Raw genomic sequence first — 25,176 nt, 5'->3', positions numbered from 1 at the left:
TTTACTATTTTTGAAATAAAAAAATCTATGAAATACATTTTTCTTTTATTATTTTCTGCATCTTCTTTGGCAATAGCACAAAAACCATGTGGATTTAAAGACGGACTACAGGAAGGAACCTGTAAACAGTTTTTTGAAAACGGACAGGTCAAAGAAATCGCTGAATGGAAAAAGGGAAAACTGGATGGTGATGCAATCTTTTACTATGAAAATGGAAAAGTTCAGGCAAAAGGAGAATACAAAAAGGATTACAAAATAAAAGAATGGGCATACTACGATAAAAATGGTATCCTGACTTCTAAAGAGGTTTTCAGAAACGGAGAAAAAAATGTCTATGACAATGCTTCTACCGGTACGTTTTATTCACCTTCCGGCACCATCACCGAAATTTCAAATTATAAGTTCGGAAAGCTGAATGGTGAAAGCAAGGTTTTTTATGAGAACGGAAAATCGGTAAAACAAATTGGCTACTACGAAAACGGGATAGCCACAGGAAAATGGAAAATGCTTTATCCATCAGGAAAAGTTCAGCGTGAAACAGAGTTCGCCAACGATAAATGGAATGGAACACGCGTTCATTACCGTGAAGACGGAAGCATTGAAAAAACAGAAATATATAAAGACGGAAAATTAATCTCTACAAAATAATATAATTGGTACATAAATTAAAACTGGAAGAACTCAACAGAATAGATGTTGAAACATTTAAAAAGGTTGAGAAAATTCCTTTGATCGTCATTTTGGATAATGTAAGAAGTATGCACAATGTAGGAGCCACGTTCCGAACAGCCGATGCTTTTCTGATTGAAAAAATAATTCTTTGTGGTATTACTCCGCAACCACCCCACCGTGAAATTCATAAAGCAGCTTTAGGAGCTACAGAAAGTGTAGACTGGGCATATGAAAATGATATCAACACAGCAATCCGGGATTTAAAAAGTCAGGGGTTTGAAATTATTGGCATAGAGCAAACCAGTAATAGTACTATGATCACAGATTTTACCATCGATAAGACTAAAAAATATGCCTTGATACTGGGTAATGAGGTAGAAGGAATAAGTGATGAAGCTTTGGAAAACATTGATGTATTCCTGGAAATTCCTCAACTAGGAACAAAACATTCATTGAATGTAAGTGTATGCGGAGGGCTCGTTATGTGGGAGTTTACAAAGGCTTTAAAATAAAAAACTGCATATGTCGAATAGACAGTGCAGTTTGAAATAAATCTAATAAAAAGTAAAAATGAAAGGCGACAAAGATACTTTATTTTTATTTACAAACAAATTTTTGGCCCGGATTTTTCATTTTCACGAAAAAAAAAACGAATATTACAAAACAGTTTCGTTTAATTTTTTATAAATTAGCACAATGTTTATCAAGGACTATATCTCAAAGGATTTCCCATGTTTTAGCCTGACTGACTCAATAGAATCAGCAAGAAGTACATTAGAAGACTTTGGATATACTCATGTTTTCATTAAAAAATCCCATCACTTTTACGGAGCTATTGCCAGAGAGTTTCTTTATGACGCTGAAGGAACATTAAAAGATCTGGAGCACCAGGTTGAACGATTTGCTATTCTTGAGGATAACAATATCATGGACAGCATTCGTTTATTTTATACCTTCAATTCGAATGTAATTCCGGTCATCAATAAAACAGAAAAATATTTAGGATATATCATGTGTGAAGATGTCTTTCAGGATTTATCACGCTATCCTTTGTTTTCTGAATCAGGAGCTATACTTACTGTAGAAGCTCCCGCACGAAAATATTCCATGACAGAAATTGCCAATATTGTGGAAAGCAACAATTCTAAATTCTACGGTGGATTTATCAGCTTTATGTCGGAAGAAGTGGTTAGGGTAACCATAAAGATCAGCAATGAAAATCTTGCATCTATTGATGCCACGTTCGACCGGTATGATTATAGAATTGTTGAAAAATTCTACTCTGATGAAAAAACAGACCTGTTTAAAGACAGATTTGGCTTTTTCCAAAAATTTATAGAAATATAACATGAAGGCAGCTATATATTCTCAAAAAAAAGATCTTGATACTTTTTTATATTTAAGCAAATTCGTTTCAGAGCTTGAGAGCAGGGGCGTAAAATCTGTTTTATACGATGAAATGGCTGAAGCCCTTCAGTTTTCAAAAATTTTCGAAACCTTTAATAATAAACAGGATCTTGTAGAGAAAGAAGTTGATCTTTTTTTCACATTCGGAGGAGACGGAACGATAGTCAACTCTTTAACCTTTATTGAAGATCTCGAAATTCCTATTGTCGGAGTAAATACAGGAAGGTTGGGTTTTTTAGCCAGCTTTACCAAGGAAGAAGCATTCAAAGAACTTGACGCAATTCTGAAAGGAGATGTAAAAACCAGCCGACGCTCTGTGATCGAAGTGGTTTCCCCAAGATCTGAAGAATTTTTCCCATACGCTTTGAATGACGTTACCGTTTCAAGAAAAGAAACAACGTCCATGATCACCGTAGATTCATTTATCAATGATGAATTTCTGAATGTATTCTGGGGAGATGGTGTTATTGTCTCCACTCCTACAGGTTCTACAGCCTACTCATTGAGTTGTGGTGGACCTATTATTTCTCCTAATAACGAAAACTTTGTCATAACTCCTATTGCGCCACATAATCTGAATGTAAGGCCATTGGTCGTGAATGACCGTGTTGAGATAAAATTCAATGTAGAAAGCAGGGTATCCCAATATTCTCTTTCTCTTGATTCAAGACTAATACATATAGAGACTGATCAGGAAGTCGTTATAAAAAAGGCTGATTTCCAGATTCTTTTGGTTCAGCCTAATAATTTAAGTTTCTATGAAACAATCCGCCAGAAACTACTTTGGGGGCGGGACAAAAGAAATTAGCATTTAAGCAAATTTTATTACCTTTACAACAACTTTACAAACACCTAATAATTTATTTAAAAAGTAAAACATGAGCAGAATTTTTCCGGCAGGAGTTGCCACAGGTCAATTGGTTACTGATATTTTTCAGTATGCTAAAGAAAATAAATTTGCGTTACCAGCTGTAAACGTTATCGGTTCCAGCAACGTAAATGCTGTTATGGAAACTGCAGCAAAACTAAACTCTCCTGTTATTATTCAGTTTTCAAATGGTGGAGCTGCGTTCAACGCAGGAAAAGGATTAAGCAACGACGGACAAAAGTCTGCTATTTTAGGAGCAATTGCCGGTGCTAGACATATTCACACTTTGGCAGAAGCTTATGGAGCTACTGTAATCTTACATACAGACCACTGCGCAAAAAAACTATTGCCTTGGATTGACGGTTTAATGGATGCTAATGAAGAGTATTTCAGATTAACAGGAAAATCCCTTTATTCTTCCCATATGCTGGACCTTTCTGAGGAGCCTTTAGAAGAAAACATTGAAATTTCTGCTAAATATTTCGAAAGAATGGCAAAAATGCAGATGACTCTGGAAGTTGAAATCGGTGTTACAGGAGGAGAAGAAGATGGTGTTGATAACTCTGATGTAGATAATGCAAAATTATATACGCAACCGGAAGATGTAGCTTACACATACGAAAAACTAAAGGCTGTTTCTGATAACTTTACTATTGCTGCGGCATTCGGTAACGTACATGGAGTTTACAAGCCAGGAAATGTTGTTCTTACACCAAAAATTCTGGATAATTCTCAGAAATTTGTTCAGGAAAAATTCGGAACCGCTGCAAAACCGGTCAACTTTGTATTCCACGGAGGTTCTGGTTCTACTTTAGAAGAAATCAGAGAAGCAATTGATTACGGTGTGATCAAAATGAATATTGACACGGATCTTCAGTTCGCTTATACAGAAGGTGTTAGAGATTATATGGTTAACAATATCGATTATTTAAGATCTCAAATCGGAAACCCTGAGGGAGAAGAAAAACCTAACAAAAAATTCTATGACCCAAGAGTTTGGGTAAGAAAAGGTGAAGAAACGTTCTCTACAAGATTGGTTAAAGCTTTTGAAGATTTAAATAACGTAAATACTTTAAAATAAGAACTGTACATTTGTATTAGTGTAAAACGTATTCATACATTTGCACTAATACATTTTACATTTATACATTAATACAAACAAAAATGGCATTCGACTGGTTTAAAAGAAAAGCAAAAAACATTACCACTTCTACTGATGAAAAAAAGGATGTTCCTAAGGGCCTTTGGCACCAAACTCCATCAGGAAAAATAGTGGAACACGAAGAGCTAAGGAAAAACAATTATGTTTCTCCTGAAGATGGATTTCATGTAAGAATAGGAAGTGCAGAATTTTTTGATATCCTTTTTGATGAAGGTAAATTCACTGAACTAGATGCTAATGTTGAAAGTATAGACATCCTAAACTTCAAAGATACAAAGCCGTATGTTGATCGTCTGAAAGAAGTAAAAGCAAAAACAAAACTTACAGACTCTATCAGAAATGCTGTAGGAACAGTGAAAGGCACTGAAATGGTGGTTTCTTGTATGGACTTTGCTTTCATCGGAGGATCTCTGGGATCTGTAATGGGAGAAAAGATAAGAAGAGCTGTAGATTATTGTATCGCACATAAACTTCCTTATATGATCATTTGTCAGTCCGGAGGAGCAAGAATGCAGGAAGCAACTTATTCTTTGATGCAGTTGGCAAAAGTACAGGCTAAATTAGCACAGCTTTCAGAAGCGGGCTTACTGTATATTGCTTATTTATGTGATCCTACTTTTGGAGGAATTACTGCATCTTTCGCAATGACAGCAGATATCATTATGGCTGAACCTGGGGCTCTGATCGGTTTTGCTGGACCAAGGGTAATTCGCGAAACAATCGGTAGAGATTTACCGGAAGGCTTCCAGACATCTGAATTCCTTCAGGAAAAAGGATTTGTAGACTTTATTGTGAAGAGAACAGAAATTAAAGATGTGGTCTCTAAAACAGTAAATTTATTAGCAACACATGCTTAAAAATTTGTAACAAATACGATATAATCTCTCTCTCATTAGGGAGAGATTTTTATTTATGAGAACCTTCAGAATATTTTTCAATACCATTCGGGCCATGAGTTTTAAAAAGATTCTCCGTCTTTTATCTCTTGTTCTGCCACATCCTTTATTTTCCATATTGAGTTTTTATGCGACTGTTAAAGCCTTCACCATTGCACAGGCTCGTTTTCCTGAAACAGCTTCAAATAATGGAATTGGCAATGCCTTCAGACATGCATTATGGTGTTGTTTTATCTTGATGTATTGTTCCAAGATCTCCTCACCTCAAAAAGCTCTTGATTTCTGCAAAAAAGTAACAGATTTACACGAAGAATTATTTCCAAATAAACCTTTGGAAACCAAGATGGACCTTCATAATAATAAGATCGGAATGGATTATTTTATGGAAATTCTTCCTGGTATTCACCGGCAGTTTTTTGAAAAAAGTTTTTTTATAGATGCTTTGGTTAAAAAGATGGACGACGCAAAAGTCCTTAAAAACCTCGATGACCATTTTGAGGGCCATCTTGTATATCTTGAAGAATAAGCCGGTTTAACTAAAAAAACATTGGCCCCTTTGTGTCCTTTGTAGTTTAAAGTATTTTTGATAAGTTTAAACAATTAATTCAATCAAATGGTTTTAAGCAGAATTTGGTCCGCTTTTATTATCGTTGCTATCGCCATTGCAGGCATAAAATATATCTCTTCAAGTCATTATAATACCATTTTCAATGATATGGTCGTAGGAAAAGGAGGAGATACAGTACAGATCGCATCGCAAAAAATGAATACGCTTTCTCCCATTATCAGGGACAGTCTCATGAAGAAACCTGATTTTGCAGAAGACAGAATTCATTATAAAACAGACTCATTACAACAAAACGTAAAGGTATATCGTGTTCAGGAAGCTGACGGGGTCATTGGGACGGCAGAAACTGCAGTTAAAATATGCATCGGGCTAATAGGCATCATGACTCTTTTTGTGGGTTTTATGAGTATTGCGGAAAAAGCAGGTGGAATCAATTTGCTCAGCCGGCTTATTCAGCCTTTCTTTTCAAAACTTTTCCCGGAAATTCCTAAAAATCATCCTGCTTTCGGCCATATGCTAATGAATTTCAGTGCGAACCTGCTGGGACTTGACAACGCAGCCACTCCTTTCGGACTTAAGGCCATGGAAAGCTTACAGACCTTAAACCCCAATAAAGACACCGCCAGTAATTCCCAGATCATGTTTCTGTGTCTTCATGCTGGTGGAATGACGCTGATCCCGGTTTCTATCATTGCTATAAGAGCCTCCATGGGCTCAAAGACGCCAACGGATATCTTTCTTCCATGTATGATTGCTACTTTTACCGCAACACTGGCAGCAATGATCATCGTTTCTCTTTACCAGAAGATCAATCTGCTTCGTCCAATCGTAATTGCATATGTCGGTGGAATTTCAGCAATTATAGGTTTTTTGGTTTTATACCTTGTCCGGTTGAGTAAAGATGAGCTGGATACATTCAGCAAGGTTCTAAGTAACGGCCTTATTTTGTTTATTTTCTTAGCGATCGTGCTTGGAGCAGTTTATAAAAAGATCAATGTATTTGATGCCTTTATTGATGGCGCAAAAGAAGGATTTACAACTTGTGTTAAGATTATCCCCTATTTAGTTGGAATGTTGATCGCTATTTCTCTTCTCAGGACCTCGGGGGTTTTCGATGTGATCATAGATGGAATGAAATGGGTTGCCAATGCAGCCAGTTTAGATGCAAGATTTGTGGATGGATTACCCACAGCTTTAATAAAACCTCTTTCAGGGTCGGGAGCACGCGGAATGATGGTTGACACCATGTCCACATTCGGAGCAGATAGTTTTCAGGGCAAATTAGCAGCAGTTCTGCAAGGAAGTTCAGATACGACGTTTTATGTAATTGCGGTCTATTTCGGGGCCGTAGCGGTTAAAAACACAAGATATGCGGTAATTGCAATGCTTCTGGCCGATTTAGTAGGTGTTATCACGTCAATTGCGCTGGCTTATTTATTTTTTGCGTAGTATATATCATTTTATAACCATTCAATAACCAAACAAACAAGCAACCAGAATATGATTACAGATAAAGAATTTACATTACGCCTGATCCGTCAACTGACACAGGCCCTGGAAAAACTTATTTTAGACAAGCCTGAAGAAAGTTTGATGCAAAAAGAATTGGATTTTGATTCTCTGATGAAGGATATTTTTAAAATAGATTTTACGGCAATCTCTTCTAAGACAAAAGAAGAAATCATAGAAATCGTGAATGAAAGACAGGAAAGGGATCATAAAGACTATTATGAAATGCTTGGAAACCTTTTTTATTTTAAAGGAAAGGAAACAGAAAACCGCGATTTTCAGGATAAAGCAAAAACCTTTTATGAACTGTATCTTCAGACAAGTGGAATCTTTGCCCTTCCTATAATCAACAGAATTAATGAAATAAAAAAAGCACTTGAATAAAGTGCTTTTGTATTTTTAGAATGTGATCTTATAGGTCCCGGTGGATGATGTACTGGCCTTTTCAGCTTTTACATATTTTTTAACCCACGCTACAGAGGTTGAAGATACACAAGGATCCGATATTCCCCCTACTCTTCTTGCAGAGACTACATTTCCGGCCTTATCAACGGTGTAAGCAACTGTAACGGATCCACTGGCTGTACAGTTGTGTTGTGGTTGTGCTCCTCCTCTGCCCATTGTTCCGGGGATGTAGCCAATCAATTTTCTGTCGATTCCTACTTTACTGTCTCCATTTCCATCTCCGCCTAAAGGATCTCCTGCATTTCCTATACCTGTTCCCGTTCCTTGACTGCCCGCTTTTGTTCCTCTTCCTTTTATCAGGTTACCGATTGCCGCATTCCCTTTTCCATCTCCATTTCCGGTTTTAGAATTTGCTGTGGCTCCGGAAGTCTTTTTAGTGTTTTTCAAAGCGGATGAACTTGTCGTTTCTTTTTTATTCGATTTTGATTCTTCTTTTTTCGGAACGCTCGCTTTTTTACTATTTCCGGTGATTACTTTATCTTTGGGTTCAGATTTCTTAGTTTCCGTCTTGGGTTCAGGTTTTACTACGGTTTTAGTTTCAGGAACAACGGCTTCTACAGGTTCGGGAGTAACTTCTTCCGATTTTGCAGCTAAACTTCCTTCCTGTTCTGCCGGTTCTTCGATACCATTTCCATTCCGGTTATCTCCAAAGTTTACCAACATAGTGGTTACAACCTCAGGCTCCTTATTCTGTTCCGGCTTTAATTTATATAGAAAAACAAAAAGCAGGATTGCAGACCATACCAGGATAGAAAGTATTCCACTTTTTATCCGGTCCCGGGTTTCCTCATTTTTGTTTACAGTATAACTTTTCATTTTTTACTAATTACCAGGATCTTAAGTTCCGGTTATTTATCTTTAACAGTTGCAAGAGCAATATTGAATTTATGCTTCTCTGCAATTTCCATGGCAAAAACAACATCTTTATGCAACGTGTTTTCGTCTGCCCGAATCGTAAAAGATTTATTCGTTTGATTGGTTAAATTACTGACAATCGTTTGTTCAAGCTGTTCCCTTGATACAGGCTTATCGTCAATATAATAAGTTCCGTCAGGCTTAATGGTTACTGTAAGGGGATTCGGTATATTATCATCAGCAGTGCTTGTCTTTGGCAAGTTTACGTCAATAGCGCTTTGATTAGCCGCTGAAGATGTTATCATAAAGAAGATCAGCATGAGCAAGATGACATCAGTCATCGCCGCCAAACTAAACTCCGGATTTGCTTTATTTCTTCTTTGAATTTTCATCTGTTTATTCTAAATTTTTACGGGTCAGATGGAATCGCTCTTAATAACTCTATACAATGAATTTTTTTCACAGCGATTTCATAAGAAAGATTTATAAAGGTTTGTTGATAAGATCCAAAAATTCACCAGACATGTTCTGAGCTCTCAAAACAAATTTATCAATCCTTGTTAAAAGGATATTGTAAAAAAAGTTAGCAGGAATCGCTACCGCCAAACCAACAGCCGTTTGTCCCAAAGCAGTATAAATACCTTCTGACAGTGTTTTTGGAGAGAAAGACCCTGTTGCATGTGACAAATGGAAGAATGCCAATATCATCCCGATAACCGTTCCCAAAAGTCCCAGCATCGGAGCAATACTTGGTACCACTGCTAATAGATTAAGGTTCTTTTCCATGTTGGCTACTTCAACCTGAGCCTGGGACTCCATAGCACTTACAATATCTGAAACAGGTCTTCCCAATCTGGAAATCCCCTTTTCCAATATTCTGCCTTCCGGTGAGTTTTGCCTTTTGCAGTAATCTACCGCTGATTCAATTTTACCTTCTTTAATAAAATCTTCAATATTATTCATAAAATTGGAATCTGTTTTTGAGGACAATCTTTTAATAAAGAAAAACCGTTCAAAAAACAGATACACTGAAAACACACCAAGCAGTAATACGGTCACCATCACTATTTTAGCGAAGGCTCCTCCATGGAACATGATATTCCAAAATGAAAATTCTAAATTGTCTGTGGCAACTGCGGGTGTTGCAATTTGTGCAAATAAGATCTGAGTAAGTTCCGTTAACAGCATTAATGTGAATATTTTATAATGAATTTAAACGACAAAAGTAATGGAATATTATTAATTCATGTCTTAAAAAATGCTTAAAAACAACTTAAATTTTCCATTGCCACATAAACAGCAAATTTCCTTCCAAAAAGAATTTTGAAAAGAAATTGAATATAAAATTATTGAGGAAGATAAATTTTTTAATCTTCGTCTACCTCAATATTATCCTGTTTTAGTTCACATTTAAGTCTAAAAGCAATCGGAGTATCTGATCCTGTGTAAAAATCATCAATCGTCCCCTTCCAGATCAGATCCAATTCGCCTTCTTCATTTTTTTCAAATACCAACTCATTATCGTAGATAAAAGCATCTTCATCGTCGAACAAATCCACCTCTGTAAAGGTTTCATCTTCAGAATCATTGATGTTTATCGTTTTTCCTTCAAGGTCCGCAGAATCAATAGGAAAGTCGAAAACTTCTAGTGAGAGTTGTGGAAAATTGTATTGTAAAGAATCATCTTCTACATGATCCAAGCCATCATCCGTTATGATTTCAACTTCAAGGAAATGTTGTTGATTACTATAAATAGCCTTGCAATAAGTACTTCTTATATTGTATTTTAACGTTTCGTCCGGATGGTAAATTTTTAAAATCCCTTTCATTATTTCTTAAAAAAGAGCTGTAATAATATGATTGTTAAATGTTTTAAGCAAAGATAAAAAATAGATTGAATTTGAAAAATATTTTGAAAATTATTTTTTCCAAAATCATGATCCTATCTTTTTTCTGATCCTCCAATAATACTTACTTTTGTTACATAAAGATTCTGAAATGAAAAATTTTTTATCAAAAAGTATTTTAAGCCTAGGATTGGTGATAAGCCTGACAGCGTGTAAAAAGTCTGACTCCCCTTTAACGAAAGTAACTCCAACGAATTTAGACTCCATTGCTTCTAACTATTATGAACAATATCTGAAGCTGTATCCTCTTGATGCTACTTCTCAAGGAGACACAAGGTATAATGATCAATTACCTATTAATATTGATAAAGATTTTATTTCAGGAGAAATTGCTTTTTATAATTCTATTCAGAACCAATTAGATAAAGTGGATTATAAAAATCTCTCTGATGATGATAAAGTAGTTTATGATGTACTGGATTATACCTTAAAAGACAAAATAGAAGCCTATGCGTATCATCCGGAATACATTCCATTCAGCCAGTTTACAGGACTTCCTCTGAACTTTCCCCTGTTTGGCAGTGGAGAAGGAAGCCAGCCTTTTAAAACAGAAAAAGACTATGCGGACTGGTTGCAGAGAATGAATAAATTTCCGGTGTGGATGGACACTGCAATAGAAAATTTTAAAGAAGGAATTAGCAATAAAATAGTTTTGCCTAAAAAGCTCATTGTAAAGATGATTCCCCAGATGAAAGCTGAAGAAATCATTACTCCGGACTTTGAAAAAAATATATTTTACGGTCCTATCAAAAAATTCCCGAAGAATTTTACCCAGGCACAAAAAGAAAAGTTCACCACACTTTACAAGGATGCTATTCTCAAAAAAATCATTCCTGCCTACACAAAAATGGGTAACTTTTTAGAAAAGGAATACTTGCCTAAAGGCAGAGATACAGATGGTTACAACAGCTTACCAAAAGGAAACGAAATTTACCAGTATTATGTAAAAAGCTGGACAACAACCAACAAGTCTCCTGAAGAAATTAATAAAATCGGTATTCAGCAGGTGGCCATGCTTCGTTCAGAAATGGAGAAGGTAAAACAGCAGGTCGGATTCACAGGAAGTCTGGAAGAGTTTATAACATTTGTAAAGACAGACCCTAAGGCAATGCCTTACAAAACGTCAAAAGAAGTTCTGGCTGGTTTTAACGGAATCTTAGCCAAAATAACTCCGAAACTGAAAACCATGTTTAATGTAACTCCGAAAACAAAATTTGAGATCAGACAGACGGAAAAGTTTAGAGAGGCCACCGCAAGCGCTGAGTATACTCCCGGAACTCCTGACGGTAAGAGACCGGGTATCTTTTATGTTCCCCTTCCGGATCCGGCAAAATTCAATGTAACTTCCGGAATGGAATCCCTTTTCTTGCATGAAGCGATACCGGGACATCATTATCAGGTTTCTCTTCAGCAGGAAAACACAAAGCTTCCTAAGTTTATGAGATTCGGGTGGTTCGGAGCTTATGGAGAAGGCTGGGCGCATTATTGTGAAACATTAGGTCCTGAGTTTGGATTGTATACAGATCCTTATCAGAAAATGGGATATTTAAGCGACCAGATGCTGAGAGCTGTAAGATTGGTTGTGGATACAGGGCTTCACACAGGAAAAATGACCAGAGAGGAAGCAATTAAATACTTTCTAAGCAATATCTCTTATGATGAAGCAGGAGCAACTGCAGAAGTGGAAAGATATATGGCAATGCCAGGACAAGCGTTGGGATATAAAATCGGTTCTTTAAGAATACGTGAGTTGAGAGATCAGTATCAGAAACAGCTAGGAAAGAAATTTAATCTGGCCAATTTCCATGATGAAGTTCTAAGCCAGGGTTGTCTTCCACTCGATGTTTTGAACAGAAAAATGGAACTTTGGGCGAAGAAGCAAAAGTAATCTTTTAAAGAAATAAAAAATTAATATTTTTGATGGAGCAGTTTATTAAAATTGCTCCTTTTTTTTTAAGTTTAATGGTAATTAATTTTTTGCAAAGAAGCTTTATGATTCCTTCTTTCAAAGACACAATCAATAACATACAAAACTATAAACATGACAATTGAATCTTTACAATCTCTCTTTGCCAGAGATTTAAATAAACTAAAAGCAGAAATTGAAGCTTACCATAATGAAGCATCTATTTGGAAAACAGATAAAAACATTGCTAATTCTGCAGGAACCCTATCTCTTCATCTGGTCGGAAACCTGAGCCATTTCGTAGGCGCTATCCTTGGAAATACCGGATATATAAGAAACCGTGAACTTGAATTTTCTTTAAAAGATATTCCAAGAGCAGAGTTACTTCGACAAATTGAAAATACTCTTGAAGTTGTAAACTCCTCTTTAAATAACCTTACAGATGCTGACCTAGAAAACGAATATCCTTTTGAACCATTGGGATACAAAATGACAACCGGATATTTTCTGATTCATCTTATGGGACATTTAAGCTATCATTTGGGACAGATCAATTATCACAGAAGATTACTGGATAGCTGATTATTTTTCAAACATCATCTTGGTAATGAAATCTTTATCTCCTTTTCCCCGTGCCGGAGAATATTCTCTTCCATAGAAAATGATCTGGAGATGAAGTTTATTCCAAACATCCTCCTTCCAGATATTTTTGGCATCCTTTTCTGTTTCCACAACATTCTTCCCTGAAGTAAGCTTCCATTGGGTCATTAATCTGTGGATATGCGTGTCAACAGGAAATGCAGGAAATCCGAATCCCTGGCTCATGACCACTGAAGCTGTTTTGTGTCCTACGCCTGGTAAAGCCTCAAGTTCCTCATAAGTTTGCGGCACTATACCATTATGCCTTTCAAGTAATAATTCCGCCATCCTTTTCAGGTTTTTGGCTTTAGTATTTGACAGCCCGATCTCTTTGATAAGCTCTTTGATCTCGGAAACTTCAAGCTTCGCCATTTTTTCCGGTGTTCCTGCTACTTTAAAAAGTTGTGGTGTTACTTCATTCACCTTTTTATCCGTAGTTTGTGCTGAGAGTGCGACGGCGACCATCAATGTATAAGCATCGGTGTGCGCAAGCGGAACAGGAACTTCAGGGTATAATTTTTCTAATTCAAGCTGAACAAGCTCAGCTCTTTGCTTTTTTGTCATGTAACCACTAAATTTGAACAAAAATAAACAATATGTTGAAAGTAGGCGACAAATTACCCGAATTTGAAGGGACCAATCAAGATGGAGAAACAATAAATTCATCTAAACTCATTGGAAAAAAACTAATTATCTTCTTTTATCCGCAAGCCAACACTCCAACTTGTACTGTGGAAGCATGTAATCTGAGTGATAATTATTCGCAGCTAAAAAAAGCAGGATTTCAACTTTTAGGTATCAGTGGAGATTCTGTAAAAAAACAGAAAAATTTTCATAGTAAATTTGCTTTTCCTTATGATCTGATTGCAGATGAAAATCGTGATGTTATCGAAAAATTTGGTGTTTGGCAGGAGAAAAAGACTTTTGGCAAAACGTATATGGGAATCGTGAGAACTACTTTTATCTTTGATGAAAAAGGGATCTGCACAAGAGTTATTGAAAAAGTAACCTCGAAGACTGCAGCAGAACAAATTTTAGAAGGATAAAATTATATAGTAAAACAAACCTTTAAACAAAGTCCATACTAGGAAGGCTGTTTAAAGGTTTGTACTATTTATTTTAAAGAAATTTTATTCGGTTTCGTAGTATCTCAATTCTTCATTATCCCCTGGAAGACTTACGTATTTTTGAAATTTCAATCCCAGTTTTTCAATTAGCTTTTGAGAAGAAAAATTATCTTTAGAAGTAATGGCAGATATTTTCTTTAACCCGAAGTCATCCATACCGATAGATTTAACTTTTAAGGCAGCTTCATAAGCATATCCTTTGCCTTCGAATTCATCCAACAAAGAAAATCCTATATCTAATATTTCCAGTCCTTCCCGTTCGAAAATTCCTACTGCACCCACCTTATTATTTCCTTCTTTAGTTATAACAAGATAGTTTCCAAATCCTAACCGTTCCAATTGAGGGAGAAACCTGTTTTTGATATAGGCTTCGGCATCGGAGTCATTCTTAAGATGACGGTCACCAATAAACTTTATAAACTTTGGTCTGTTGTAAAGATCAAATATAAACTCACGGTCATCCACTGTTATCGGACGAAGGATAAGTCTTTCTGTTTCGTAGAAATTACCTTCTTTTGGGTGATTTTTTAGACTCATCTTTAGATTCTTCTTTTTTTTCGATTTTTAAAAGCCTTGGATTATTAGCACATTTCTTATTATAAAGCTCTATATAAGTCCCATTATCTTTTACCTGAGTAACTGCTCCTGAAGCTTTATTTACAGTTAATGTAAAATGGGTTTTCTGATAAGGACATTCCTTTGATGTTAATTTCCCTAAATCCAGATAATAGTTAGATTGATCTACATAATAATTTCCTGCTACATCCTTAAATTCTTCATCGATCATATAACCATCCACAGTAGCTAAAATGGCTGCTTCCTGAACATTATCTATCTTTCCGACAAACTTTTTTAAGGCATCAAGATCCGTAACGTAATTAATTTTTCCACCGGAGGAATAAACGATGTAATAAAAGCTATCTTCATCCGGAAATAAATCAAATCCTGATGTCTGCGGAATAAAGTCTTTTTTAGCTCCTGAAACTTTTAATTCCTGATCTTTTCCATAGGTATTGTAATTCAACACCCAAAAGTCAATTTTGTCGTTAGGCTCTATTCCCTGCAAAACATTAGGAATGCTCGAAAATTTTATTTTTGCCTGAGAATAAGCTGATATTCCTAAAAGAATAAAAGCAATTACCATACATCTTGAAATTAATTTTCTCATAGTTCCGAGATTAATAATGGAGAATTACTACATAAATTTTTCCCCTTTTTTAAAGTTTTTCAGATCCAGAACATAATCTTTTATAAGCTGATCGTTATCTCTGGGACAAATAAGCAAAGCCTTATCCGTATCTACAATGATGTAGTTTTCTAATCCATCTATAACTACCGCCTTATTGTTGCTTTTTACACGAACGATATTTCCTTTGGAATTGTATGCCAAAAGATATTTTAGTTTTACTGTATTTTCGTTCTCATCTTTTTCAGCATTTTCATAAACCGAGGTCCATGTTCCTAAATCACTCCAACCCAGATCGGAAGGTATTACATAAACATTTTTTGCCTTTTCAAGAATTCCATTATCAATGGATATTTTCTGTACCTTAGGGTAAATAAGTTCTATACAATTATCCTCTGCCTCTCCATTATATTCACATGCCATAAAATGCTGAGTCATTTCAGGAAGGTAAGTTTCAAAGGCACGATGAATACTTTTCACATTCCAGATGAAAATTCCGGCATTCCAAAGGAAATCACCACTCTCTAAGAAACTCTGTGCTATTTCAAGTATTGGCTTTTCAGTAAATGTTTTAACCTTAAAATAATCTGCGCCCTTTTTGTCTACAAACTGAATGTAACCATATCCGGTATCCGGTCTGGTTGGTGTAATTCCCAATGTAACAAGATAATCATTTTTAGAAGCCAGATCAAAGGCCAACTCAACTTTCTCAAGGAAAATATTTTCCTTCAATATCAGGTGATCTGCAGGTAAAACTATTATTGTAGCATCAGGGGCAATTTCAGCTATTTTATTGGCCATATACAAATTACAGGCAGCGGTATTCTTCATCAGAGGTTCTCCAACAATATTTTTTTCCGGAATTTCAGGGAGCTGCTGATGGGAAAGATTCACATATTCCTTATTGGTAATAACAAATATATTCTCATCAGGAATAACCTTACTGATCCTGTCATACGTCTGTTGAATCATGGTACGTCCAACACCTAAAATATCCTGAAATTGTTTTGGAAACTTCTGCGTACTCATAGGCCAGAATCTACTACCAATTCCACCTGCCATGATAACACAGTATTTATCTGATTTTGACATGCTTAACTACATTTTTCTACCCTTGCCAGAGGTTTGAAAGAATACTTCCTTCCAGTAGCCAGGTTCTTACAAAGATAGTTTTTTTTAATCAGACCTTCTAAAAAATACTTTTCGTTTCTATAGATGAAATAATCTCCTTTCTGCAACTCTTCTATAAACTGAAGCTTATCATCTTGTTTTTCAATATGGAAATATTTGACCAGATCCGGACTGGCCATAAAGTTAGCCTTTGGAGATCTTGAAAATTTTACAATAATTGGCTGAAGAGCATCTTCATATACCTCAACACTTTCAAGAAGCATTCGTCTGAAAGTATCTTTCCACTCATTACCATGTGGAGAAATTCTTCTGCCATATTTTTCAAAAGCAATGAGATGGGCCAGCTCATGAGTCAGAACAAAGAAAAACAGTTGAGGCGCTAATGTAGAATTGATTGTAATTTCATGGGAATTATCCGGGAACTTTCTGTAATCTCCCAGTTTTGAATTCCTGTTTCTTGTAATCTTTATATGGATATAGTAATCTGAGAACCAGATTTTTAAATACTGAAGCGTGTTCTGTGGTAAATATTTTTCTAGTGACTGGATAGACATTTTACAAACTTAGTGGAATTCCTGCATAGAAATTCAACAATTTAAGACTAAAAAGATAATTATACTTAGCCTGCGCCACCGAACCCGCTGCATTAGCGTAATTATTTCTTGCCACGTTTAGGTCAAAAATGGTAGTCCGCCCTGCAGCATAACTTTTATCTGCAAAATCCAATGACAATTTTGTGCTTTTTGCAGCTTCCACAGCAGCAATATAAGCTTCATAATTAGCTTCTACGTCGAACTGGGCTTTCTGTACATTTTGTCTTACCGTCTGTTTTTGTTGTTCTAACGTATTCTTTGCCGCACTTTCATTAATTCTTGACTGCTCTACCTGAAGTTTTGTAATTCCCTTGTTGAAAATAGGAACGCTGATAGATAAGCCTGCCTGTTGCCCGAAATTATCTTTATATTGCTGAAATAAGTTTCGTTCCGCGATATAAATCAATTCATTTCCTGTATTATTGGTATTAAGCAGGTTATTGTAAAAACTTCCGATCCCTGCACTTGCTGTTACCGTAGGCCAGTATGCTGTTTTAGATACTTCAGTTTGAGCTTCCGCAGATCTTATTCTGCTTTCCGCTGCTTTTATTTGCGGTTGATTTTCGTATGCTGTGTTCAAAACCTCATCCACAGATTTTAATTGTGGGGCCAGATCATCTGAGACAACTACATCTTCAACATCAAAATCTTTGTAATCCTGCAATTGTAAAAGTTGAGCAAGTGCAAATAGACTTCTTCCGGTGTCAATTTCAGCTGTTTTGAGGTTTTGTTTTTCTCTTGCCAATGCAGATTGAGCTTCTGCAAGCACTGTTTCAGCAGTGGTTCCTACCTGGGTAGTGATTTTTGCCCTGTCATATTGTTTTTGAGCATTGTCAACAGCACTTTGTGAAATTTTAATAATTTCTTTTTTAAGTAATGTTGTTAAATATTGCTGTGCGATCTGCAATGAAATATCATTCTTTATGGTTTCGATATCATATTGACTTGCTTCTACATCAAACTGTGTTTTTCTGACAGTTTTTTCCAGTCTTCCATTATTATAAACCAGGATATCAGCTCCCAGACTGGCATTATTACTGAATCTGTCATTTCTAAGACTTCCTGTTCCGAATGACGTCTGTCCAAAACTGACTGTATTTCCTATACTTGCTGATAAAGAAGGTAAATATCCTTTTTTAGCAATTTTAAGATTAGAATCCTGGACTTGTTTAGAGTATTCATTTTGGATAACCTGAAGGTTATGCTTCACAGCATAATCCACACATTCTCTTAAGGACCATTTTTTCTGAGCATTCATACCCAGGAAAGTTAATCCGAAAACGATAGTCCAAACTTTTTTCATATTAAGATTTTACCATATTAGACGTACCAAATATAAAAAAGTTACACATTTAAAAATTATTGTTTCATTTTAATAAAACTTTTGAGAATTTTGCATCATGACAACCAAAGAATATCAGGAAGCCGTTGATTGGCTTTTCGTGCAGGCACCCAACTATCAGATTGACGGAGAGAAGGCTTATAAGCCTGGACTTGACAATATAACCAAGCTATGTGCATTTTTTGACAATCCACAGGAAAAAATAAAATGTATTCACATCGGAGGCACCAATGGTAAAGGTTCAACCAGCAATATGCTTGCTTCTATTCTTCAGGAAGCCGGCTACAAAGTTGGAATATACAATTCTCCACACCTTATTGATTTCACAGAGCGTATCAAAGTAAACGGGAAAAACTGTAACAAAGAATTCGTTTTTGATTTCATCACAAAATTAAAAACATTACCCAACGATATTTTGCCTTCGTTTTTTGAATTTACCACTATAATGGCTTTCGAATATTTTTATCAACAGCAGGTAGATTTTGCAATTATCGAGGTAGGTTTGGGAGGAAGACTGGACTCAACCAATATTATAAGGCCTTTGGTATCTGCTATTACTAATGTACAGCTGGATCATCAGAATATCCTGGGAAATACTATAGAAGAAATAGCCCGGGAAAAAGCAGGTATTATCAAAAACGGAATCCCTATTATATCCGGGGATGAAAATGAAGTTGTAAAAAATATCATCCGTACTAAAGCGGATCAAAATAATGCAACATTTATCGATGCAACCACATTCTCATCGGGTCTCCCTTCGGATCTGAAGGGAAACTATCAACAGAAAAACATCAGGGTGGTTTTAGCGTTAACTGATGAGTTGTTAAAACTGAATGTTGAAATTTCTGAGAAAAACATTACAGACGGATTATTGCATGTTCATGAGAATACCGGATTTATCGGCAGGTGGTTTGAATTTTCAAAAACCCCGCTTACTATTTGTGATACAGCGCACAACCAAGCTGGTCTGGAACAGGTCTTCTCGCAGCTTAATTCCATTGACTGTAAAAAACATGTCATTTTAGGTTTTGTCAATGATAAAAAAATAGATGAAGTGATGAGTTTATTACCTGAAAATTCTACATTCTATTTTGCAAAACCATCGATTCACAGAGGACGTCATCCGAAAGATTATGAAGATTTGCTTATCAATGCAAAAATAATTTATAAAATTTTTGATTCTGTACAGGAAGCGTATTTATCTGCAAAACAAGAATGTACAAATGGCGAAATGATTTTTATTGGCGGAAGCAACTTTGTAGTAGGAGAATTTTTAGAAAAAAATTTGGAGATTTCCAGATAAGTCGTATATTTGCACCACTCTAAACGAGAAAACAAGTATAGAGGGTTCTTAGCTCAGTTGGTTCAGAGCATCTGGTTTACACCCAGAGGGTCGGGGGTTCGAATCCCTCAGGACCCACAGAAAAGGAAACGAAACCTTTCAAAAAAATTCGGGTTCTTAGCTCAGTTGGTTCAGAGCATCTGGTTTACACCCAGAGGGTCGGGGGTTCGAATCCCTCAGGACCCACAGAAGATCTCTCAAGAAATTGGGAGATCTTTCTTTTTTGATCTTACCTTAATTCCTTAAATTTTCAAGTCTTTTCAATTCAATTCATTAAATTTGATCAACACAACACATGTCTGATAGGTTAAAATGTTTTTGCTATGGATGTTATATTATCAAAAAAAGAAATATTAAGACGATTAAATACTTTGAGAATAAACCCTTTAGGGCTCCCCTCAAGAAAGTATGGAGTTTCAATAAAGTATTTTTCAAATGATGAAGAAACGCCGGATAAAAGGGTTGATTATGAAATTACTACTGAATTAAACCTCGAATACGGGAAAGGTTTTCTAACAATTGATAAAAAAAACATCTACTTTAATCAGCATCAAGCCGATAACATTAGCGAGCTATTAGCCGAATCCATTTCGAAATCCCTATATCCTGTCCAGACCCAAATCAATGAAAAAGGAACGGGCACTAATGAAATTACAAATTTTGATGAAATTAAAACCCGATGGTCCCGCGAGAAGTTAAAATTATCTGAAAAGTATTCGGGACAGCCATTGGAGAAATTCTTATCCGCTGTTGACCATAAAATGGAAAATAAGAAAGAAATTGAGAACGGCCTGCATTATGACTGGTTCTGGAATCTCTTTTTTCATCCTAAATTCATTGATTATGGAGACACCAGAAAAACATCAACAGCATTATTTCTGGCTGTAATTCCTTATCAGAATCCTCTAAGATTCCCCGGAATTCAGACCATTCAAAAGATCCCGACAGATTATCATTCTTTTATTATTGAATTCAAAAGTGAAGAAATACCTGCGGACTTATATTTTATTCCTGCAAATGCTTTTAATCAAGATGCATATTGGATGTCTCTTAAGGTCACCTTTGATTTGGATGTATACCATCATTTTCCAATGCATACCAGGGCGTACTTTGAAGTTTTCACCAGGGATTATTCAGGGGAAAAAAAATTAATTAAAAGAATCAGCTACAATCAGTTTCAGCTCCATAACGGAGAGTATTCTGACAAGAAACTAAGTAAGGATAGCCCTTTTATTACCGGCGGACTTGTGGTTTCAGAGCCTAACAAATGGGGATTTTATAAAAACATATATGAAAATGACTGGTAAAAATCCATTTGTATAAAAAACACTAATTTTACAAACCACACAAATTACATTAATATGTCTTTAAAAGAGAAAGTAGTACAGGGAGCCTTGTGCCAATGTCAGTTTGGTACTACTCCCGATACATTAAAGGTACTTACGCAGCAAAAATTCTTCATCAATGACCTTAATGGCAGCTCTAAACTGGCTGCAACACATAAAGATATAGGATCTACTTTTGAAAAAAACAGCTTTGGTTCATGCAAAAAAAAACTCAATACACCTTGTGTAGCTGTTGTTACTGAATGGAGTGGTTATTATGAAAAAGAAAAATACTCTCCACCTGATGGCTATGTTTTACTGGAAGACAGCAAAGCAACATGCCCTATCGGTGGTAAAGACTGCATCAGCATTATTAAAACCGGACAAATTGGAGAACCTTCCAAAAGCAATATAAAAAAGGCAGATGAAGAGCTTCAGTCACATGTAAATCCTGTTATCAATATGTCACAGCATGATACGCAGGAGTTTTATAAATTTGGATTTTAAGTATGGGTACAGCTGGGATTAAAAAAGCTCTGATCAAGGAGCCCAAAGAAAACGTCAGGAAGTATGGTTCCGGATCCATTGTGGAACTAAGCCCTGCCAGAAACTCGTTTACCGCTTACCTGGATAAAACCTGTCTGGGAAAAGGAACCCGAAATCCGGAATCTACAATGAAGGAAGTGAAGTGGTTCCTTATAAGAGAGCATATCTGGACATCATTTAAACAACTTTACCCAAACCTTGGGCCGAATGACTTTTTTACAACAATAAAAGCCCAAAACGAAGAAAACAAGGATTACAAAATATTTGAAGGAAACAACAAAGTATTCACTGCCGGTGACATTCAAACAAGTGCTAAAAGTATTGGAGTCATCTATCTGTTAATCCCTTATAGTAATTTCCCTGAAACAGATGGTACAGAAGCCATGAGAGTGGTTGTTATTGATAAACCACAGGTCTTATACTGTCATTTTAAATTTCCTAAAGGAGGGTATATTCCTTTGACAAATAACGAAAAAAAAGCGTTGTATGGGCAAACAGTAGATGTAGAAGTTTATACGCATATGCTTCCCGACTGGAACAACAGCCTTTCAAAGTTCATTTTTGATGTTGAGCTTATTAACAAAGGTAAGGTCGTTTCCAAACAGCAAAGAATTGAAATTACCAATCCGGGACCATTCGTTTACAACACGGTAAAATCTTTAAAGTTTCAGTTGAATACCGAATGGCAAAAAAATCACAATAAAGAAAAGAAGGATGAAAAGTTCTTTCTAAGGTTAAAAGGTTATGTAGGATTCACAGGACCTGTTCTTCTACCGAAAGGTTTTCTTACCCAGGAAGGTGAATATGATTCTGAAAAAGACACTTCAAACTGGGGAAGAATGGAAAAAGGAAAATGGATCTTTAACACTTCTCCCGACTTACTGGTTCCTTATAATGATATGAGTGCCCTTTTCGGTGAATTTGAAAAACAAAAAAATAATCAGATTCAATATATAGGAGACATTGAATATCTTAAAAAAGAATATGATCCCTGCGGATACAGCAAAATAACGATAGCCGATGAGGATGATAAAAAACGATCTCCCTATGTTATATTTGATGAAGATGCTAAAGACAGGATAGACAATACACGAAATACTTTTGACCTTGTAACAGGAGATAAAACAAAGAAAAAAATAAGCATAACCCTGGATAATCTTCAGAATAAAAATGTTTTATGTACAGGAGTTTTACTTCCTAAAGACCAAAAACATAATATCCCGCAACATGTTTTTTTGTTAGATACTGTTCTGGTTCCTCATTACGCAAATAAAGCACTATCCGTAAAAAATGATCCCACACAAGCAAATGATACTGATGCTTACGCTGATGAAACGAAAGCCCCGTCAGGAAATGTAGCAGATGTACAGGGATGGAAAGAGAATGAGGATTACAGCTTTATTGGAGAAAATAAACTCCAACTGAACCTTTCCTACATTTACAACAAAACTACAGCTATCGGAGATAAAGAATTCAATGATATTCCTGTGGCAGAATCCTGGCTGGTCAATTACTTCTGGCTATCAAAAGAAAAAATACAAACGTATTTTGTTCCTGTTTCTACTTGTCGGTATCCTAATCAACTTGTTAAAATCAGGATATTCCCGGATGTAGAATGGTCACTAAACTTCCTTTACAATACCTCCGACCCTGTTTGGTACGGAAATTCTGAGCCAACCTATAATATCTATGGTACGGAAAGTAAAGCAACAAGAGACACCATCTCAGTAGGAGACCTTAAAACAAAAGGGGATGTTGTTGCCCTGGCCGACTTAAGAAGAGAAGAGAGAAACGAAAACAAAAATATCAAAGACGGACAAAAAAAAATTGCCACTTCTGCTAACCGTTACATGGGAGATATGAAAGGGAACTTTGGACTTTCCGCCAAGGTCTCATATAATGGAGGTGTCTCCCATGAACTCAGTTGGAAATTTGCCGAAAAGTATCGTAAAATGCTGGGCATTTTAAAATCGGTTTATGATACGGTAGATGATATTGCAGGAGCAAAAGAGGCCAGAAAGGGAGCAGAATCCCTTCCCCCTTCACTGGCAGGAAGAAGGAGCATGATGAGCCTTTCGCTCCTCCCTCCTGCTCCATCAGCAGGAATAAGCTGGAAATTTGCAAAAACAGGAGACTTCGTTGGCCTTGAACTTGCCGGAAAGGTAAAATGTTCTCCCCTCATTGGGGGTGAGCTTAAAATTGATTTATTGGCCTTAGCTGATAAAATTCCTGTTTATGGAAAGTTTATTACTTTCCTGGACCTAACGACCTGGCTCATTGAAAAAATATCCATGAATGCCTTAAGCATTACCTATCGTATTGATTTGATATTTTATGCAAATCTGGCAATCGAGGAAGCCTATGTAAAATGGAATGATGCAAAAGAAGGCAATAAATTCGATACCGATTTAACCCTTTCCGGAACACTGGGAGGGAAACTTGAACTTGAACTGGGCCTTACCATGAGCGCTAAGCAGATCAATAAGTTTCCTGAGGTAGAGCTTCAGGCCGGGGTAAGAGCAGACTGTTCATTCAAAATTACAGCAAGCCCTAATTTCGATTGGGATAATAAATTTGACTTTACAACCAAGTTCTCAGGACTTATGGTTACTGTTTATTACAAATTTTCCATGAAGAGGAACTCCAAAAATAAAGCTCCGGAAACACTTGATCCTTTTAAACTGATCCCAAGCTACTCCGGAAATCCAGTCAGCATGACATTTGGAGCCGGAGAAGAACATAAATATTAATACAATGAACAAAAAGATATTATTTGGCTTATTGCTATTCAACATGATAAGCTGTCAAAAAAAAGATACAGCGTCTCATACATCTCCATCAAACAAAAGTAATTACGAAAAAAAAACAACACAAAATATGGCTTCTCAACCTTTATATGCATTAAGCCTTGATGCAGCTGGCGATTTTCAGGTTTACATTAATGATATCCTGGTTGCCTATTATTACAAAAGCGGCGGAACATCGTTGACCTTGCCTATTAATCGTGAAATTTTAGGCCCGGGAAAACAAACCGTTAAAGTTATTTTGAAGTCGGATAAAGAACTGGATGAAAACGAGCTTAAATATTATAAATTCAGAATTTTAAAGTATGCTTCATTTGATTCCCCTGACTATGAGGTAATAGTAGATTGTAAGTTTAATGCAGAAACCAGTAAGCCCTCAAAAGAGATTACTCAATCCTGGGATTTTACTTCTGATGTTCCCTATCAGGTATCAGGATGGTCCCACTCCGCTGTTCTGTTGAATGAAGATAAAGATGCTCTTCTGAAAGAGGTCTTAGAGACTTATAATCATTTCAGGGAAATTCTGCAGAAAAAAGATATTGGTAGTTTTCTCACAAAAACAAAAGTCCGAGATGCCGAAATTGACAAGGCCTTATATCTTTCTTCTGCTGAGAGCAAAAAGGACCAGGCAGAAACATCGGAAACGATTCAGAATATCGTTGAAGTTTTACCGATAGACAATTATAAAATGGTTTTTTATGGCAATGGAAGAATGGTTGCTTTAATCAGGACTGATGAAAAAAATAAAGATGAATCAGCTTTGCAGGCAAAACTTAAAGACAAAAGTACAGAAATCTATGAATTGGTACTTCATCGTCCAAAAAAAGGCGCGCCTCTCGAAGTAATAAGATAATTAATTTTTAATCGTAGCATTGGCATTTTGTCAATGCTTCATTTTTACCTGAAATGATTCTAATAAAGAAAAT

Annotated in this window: 27 protein-coding genes and 2 tRNA genes; 19 read left to right on the top strand and 10 right to left on the bottom strand. The window is 36.1% G+C overall.

Annotated elements, in window-relative coordinates; all coding sequences use genetic code 11:
• Window positions 1-27: 27 nt before the first annotated feature.
• From G9C87_RS13130 to G9C87_RS13090, 9 genes are all read left to right on the top strand, one after another.
• The gene (locus G9C87_RS13130; RefSeq protein ID WP_172281830.1) at window positions 28-648 is read left to right on the top strand and encodes a toxin-antitoxin system YwqK family antitoxin; all 621 of its coding nucleotides are present in this window, start codon (window positions 28-30) and stop codon (window positions 646-648) included.
• Between the two features lie 5 nt (window positions 649-653).
• Window positions 654-1,184 carry an RNA methyltransferase gene (locus G9C87_RS13125; RefSeq protein ID WP_172281828.1) on the top strand — a complete coding sequence of 177 codons (531 nt, stop codon included), beginning with the start codon at window positions 654-656 and terminating at the stop codon, window positions 1,182-1,184.
• A 184-nt stretch (window positions 1,185-1,368) separates the two neighbouring features.
• On the top strand, window positions 1,369-2,019 hold the full coding sequence (locus G9C87_RS13120) for a CBS domain-containing protein (RefSeq protein WP_172281826.1): 651 nt from the start codon (window positions 1,369-1,371) through the stop codon (window positions 2,017-2,019).
• 1 nt (window position 2,020) lies between these two features.
• Window positions 2,021-2,887: an NAD kinase gene (locus G9C87_RS13115; protein ID WP_172281824.1), complete on the top strand. Its 867-nt coding sequence runs from the start codon at window positions 2,021-2,023 to the stop codon at window positions 2,885-2,887.
• Between the two features lie 70 nt (window positions 2,888-2,957).
• The gene (gene fbaA / locus G9C87_RS13110; RefSeq protein WP_172281822.1) at window positions 2,958-4,028 is read left to right on the top strand and encodes a class II fructose-bisphosphate aldolase; all 1,071 of its coding nucleotides are present in this window, start codon (window positions 2,958-2,960) and stop codon (window positions 4,026-4,028) included.
• An 83-nt stretch (window positions 4,029-4,111) separates the two neighbouring features.
• Window positions 4,112-4,966, top strand: coding sequence for an acetyl-CoA carboxylase, carboxyltransferase subunit beta (gene accD, locus G9C87_RS13105; protein ID WP_172281820.1), 855 nt, complete (start codon window positions 4,112-4,114; stop codon window positions 4,964-4,966).
• A gap of 55 nt (window positions 4,967-5,021) precedes the next feature.
• Window positions 5,022-5,531 (top strand): DUF6973 domain-containing protein, encoded by a 510-nt coding sequence (locus G9C87_RS13100; protein WP_172281818.1) that lies wholly within the window; start codon window positions 5,022-5,024, stop codon window positions 5,529-5,531.
• 87 nt (window positions 5,532-5,618) lie between these two features.
• Entirely contained in the window at window positions 5,619-7,022 is a 1,404-nt protein-coding gene (locus G9C87_RS13095; protein ID WP_172281816.1) for a nucleoside recognition domain-containing protein, read from the top strand.
• Window positions 7,023-7,073: 51 nt separating this feature from the next.
• Complete coding sequence (locus G9C87_RS13090; protein ID WP_172281814.1) at window positions 7,074-7,466, top strand: hypothetical protein; 393 nt, start codon at window positions 7,074-7,076, stop codon at window positions 7,464-7,466.
• A 15-nt stretch (window positions 7,467-7,481) separates the two neighbouring features.
• On the opposite strand, the gene G9C87_RS13085 is transcribed toward G9C87_RS13090, so the two are convergent.
• From G9C87_RS13085 to G9C87_RS13070, 4 genes are all read right to left on the bottom strand, one after another.
• Window positions 7,482-8,363, bottom strand: a complete 882-nt coding sequence (locus G9C87_RS13085) for a ferric siderophore ABC transporter substrate-binding protein (protein WP_172281812.1) — start codon at window positions 8,361-8,363, stop codon at window positions 7,482-7,484.
• Between the two features lie 32 nt (window positions 8,364-8,395).
• Window positions 8,396-8,794, bottom strand: a complete 399-nt coding sequence (locus G9C87_RS13080) for an ExbD/TolR family protein (protein WP_172281810.1) — start codon at window positions 8,792-8,794, stop codon at window positions 8,396-8,398.
• Between the two features lie 91 nt (window positions 8,795-8,885).
• Window positions 8,886-9,590: a MotA/TolQ/ExbB proton channel family protein gene (locus G9C87_RS13075; RefSeq protein WP_172281808.1), complete on the bottom strand. Its 705-nt coding sequence runs from the start codon at window positions 9,588-9,590 to the stop codon at window positions 8,886-8,888.
• Between the two features lie 179 nt (window positions 9,591-9,769).
• A complete protein-coding gene (locus tag G9C87_RS13070; protein ID WP_172281806.1) occupies window positions 9,770-10,231 on the bottom strand; it encodes a hypothetical protein in 462 nt (153 codons plus the stop codon).
• Between the two features lie 169 nt (window positions 10,232-10,400).
• Here G9C87_RS13070 and G9C87_RS13065 point away from each other — a divergent pair, with 169 nt between their 5' ends.
• Complete coding sequence (locus tag G9C87_RS13065; RefSeq protein WP_172281804.1) at window positions 10,401-12,197, top strand: DUF885 domain-containing protein; 1,797 nt, start codon at window positions 10,401-10,403, stop codon at window positions 12,195-12,197.
• Window positions 12,198-12,350: 153 nt separating this feature from the next.
• Window positions 12,351-12,797, top strand: coding sequence for a DinB family protein (locus tag G9C87_RS13060; protein WP_172281802.1), 447 nt, complete (start codon window positions 12,351-12,353; stop codon window positions 12,795-12,797).
• On the opposite strand, the gene G9C87_RS13055 is transcribed toward G9C87_RS13060, so the two are convergent.
• Entirely contained in the window at window positions 12,798-13,418 is a 621-nt protein-coding gene (locus G9C87_RS13055; RefSeq protein ID WP_172281801.1) for an endonuclease III domain-containing protein, read from the bottom strand.
• Window positions 13,419-13,450: 32 nt separating this feature from the next.
• On the opposite strand from G9C87_RS13055, the gene bcp reads away from it, so the two are divergent.
• On the top strand, window positions 13,451-13,900 hold the full coding sequence (gene bcp / locus G9C87_RS13050) for a thioredoxin-dependent thiol peroxidase (RefSeq protein WP_172281799.1): 450 nt from the start codon (window positions 13,451-13,453) through the stop codon (window positions 13,898-13,900).
• An 84-nt stretch (window positions 13,901-13,984) separates the two neighbouring features.
• Here bcp and G9C87_RS13045 read toward each other — a convergent pair whose 3' ends face one another.
• Genes G9C87_RS13045 through G9C87_RS13025 form a run of 5 tightly spaced genes read right to left on the bottom strand, consistent with a single transcriptional unit; the run spans window position 13,985 to window position 18,194 of the window.
• Window positions 13,985-14,518 (bottom strand): GNAT family N-acetyltransferase, encoded by a 534-nt coding sequence (locus G9C87_RS13045; RefSeq protein WP_172281797.1) that lies wholly within the window; start codon window positions 14,516-14,518, stop codon window positions 13,985-13,987.
• Window positions 14,487-15,149 (bottom strand): hypothetical protein, encoded by a 663-nt coding sequence (locus G9C87_RS13040; RefSeq protein WP_172281795.1) that lies wholly within the window; start codon window positions 15,147-15,149, stop codon window positions 14,487-14,489. Before G9C87_RS13040 ends, G9C87_RS13045 begins: the two co-directional genes overlap by 32 nt.
• Before the next feature lie 27 nt (window positions 15,150-15,176).
• Entirely contained in the window at window positions 15,177-16,259 is a 1,083-nt protein-coding gene (locus G9C87_RS13035; RefSeq protein ID WP_228457009.1) for a mannose-1-phosphate guanylyltransferase, read from the bottom strand.
• Window positions 16,260-16,261: 2 nt separating this feature from the next.
• Window positions 16,262-16,852: a SprT-like domain-containing protein gene (locus G9C87_RS13030; protein ID WP_172281794.1), complete on the bottom strand. Its 591-nt coding sequence runs from the start codon at window positions 16,850-16,852 to the stop codon at window positions 16,262-16,264.
• Window position 16,853: 1 nt separating this feature from the next.
• Window positions 16,854-18,194, bottom strand: coding sequence for a TolC family protein (locus G9C87_RS13025; protein WP_172281792.1), 1,341 nt, complete (start codon window positions 18,192-18,194; stop codon window positions 16,854-16,856).
• A 97-nt stretch (window positions 18,195-18,291) separates the two neighbouring features.
• Between G9C87_RS13025 and G9C87_RS13020 the strand changes: the two genes are divergently transcribed.
• The 7 genes from G9C87_RS13020 to G9C87_RS12990 all read left to right on the top strand — a co-directional run bounded on the left by G9C87_RS13020 (window position 18,292) and on the right by G9C87_RS12990 (window position 25,103).
• The gene (locus tag G9C87_RS13020) at window positions 18,292-19,536 is read left to right on the top strand and encodes a bifunctional folylpolyglutamate synthase/dihydrofolate synthase (RefSeq protein WP_172281790.1); all 1,245 of its coding nucleotides are present in this window, start codon (window positions 18,292-18,294) and stop codon (window positions 19,534-19,536) included.
• A 42-nt stretch (window positions 19,537-19,578) separates the two neighbouring features.
• Window positions 19,579-19,653: transfer RNA gene (locus G9C87_RS13015), tRNA-Val, on the top strand.
• 33 nt (window positions 19,654-19,686) lie between these two features.
• Window positions 19,687-19,761, top strand: a tRNA-Val gene (locus G9C87_RS13010).
• A 137-nt stretch (window positions 19,762-19,898) separates the two neighbouring features.
• Entirely contained in the window at window positions 19,899-20,882 is a 984-nt protein-coding gene (locus tag G9C87_RS13005) for a hypothetical protein (protein ID WP_172281788.1), read from the top strand.
• Between the two features lie 54 nt (window positions 20,883-20,936).
• Complete coding sequence (locus G9C87_RS13000; RefSeq protein WP_172281786.1) at window positions 20,937-21,407, top strand: DUF4280 domain-containing protein; 471 nt, start codon at window positions 20,937-20,939, stop codon at window positions 21,405-21,407.
• Between the two features lie 2 nt (window positions 21,408-21,409).
• Window positions 21,410-24,196 (top strand): hypothetical protein, encoded by a 2,787-nt coding sequence (locus G9C87_RS12995; protein ID WP_172281784.1) that lies wholly within the window; start codon window positions 21,410-21,412, stop codon window positions 24,194-24,196.
• 4 nt (window positions 24,197-24,200) lie between these two features.
• Window positions 24,201-25,103 (top strand): hypothetical protein, encoded by a 903-nt coding sequence (locus G9C87_RS12990; RefSeq protein ID WP_172281782.1) that lies wholly within the window; start codon window positions 24,201-24,203, stop codon window positions 25,101-25,103.
• The last annotated feature ends 73 nt before the right edge of the window (window positions 25,104-25,176 follow it).

It is taken from the genome of Chryseobacterium sp. LAM-KRS1 (assembly GCF_013184525.1).
Lineage (GTDB): Bacteria > Bacteroidota > Bacteroidia > Flavobacteriales > Weeksellaceae > Chryseobacterium > Chryseobacterium proteolyticum.
This window is presented reverse-complemented; position numbering and strand designations above follow the sequence as displayed.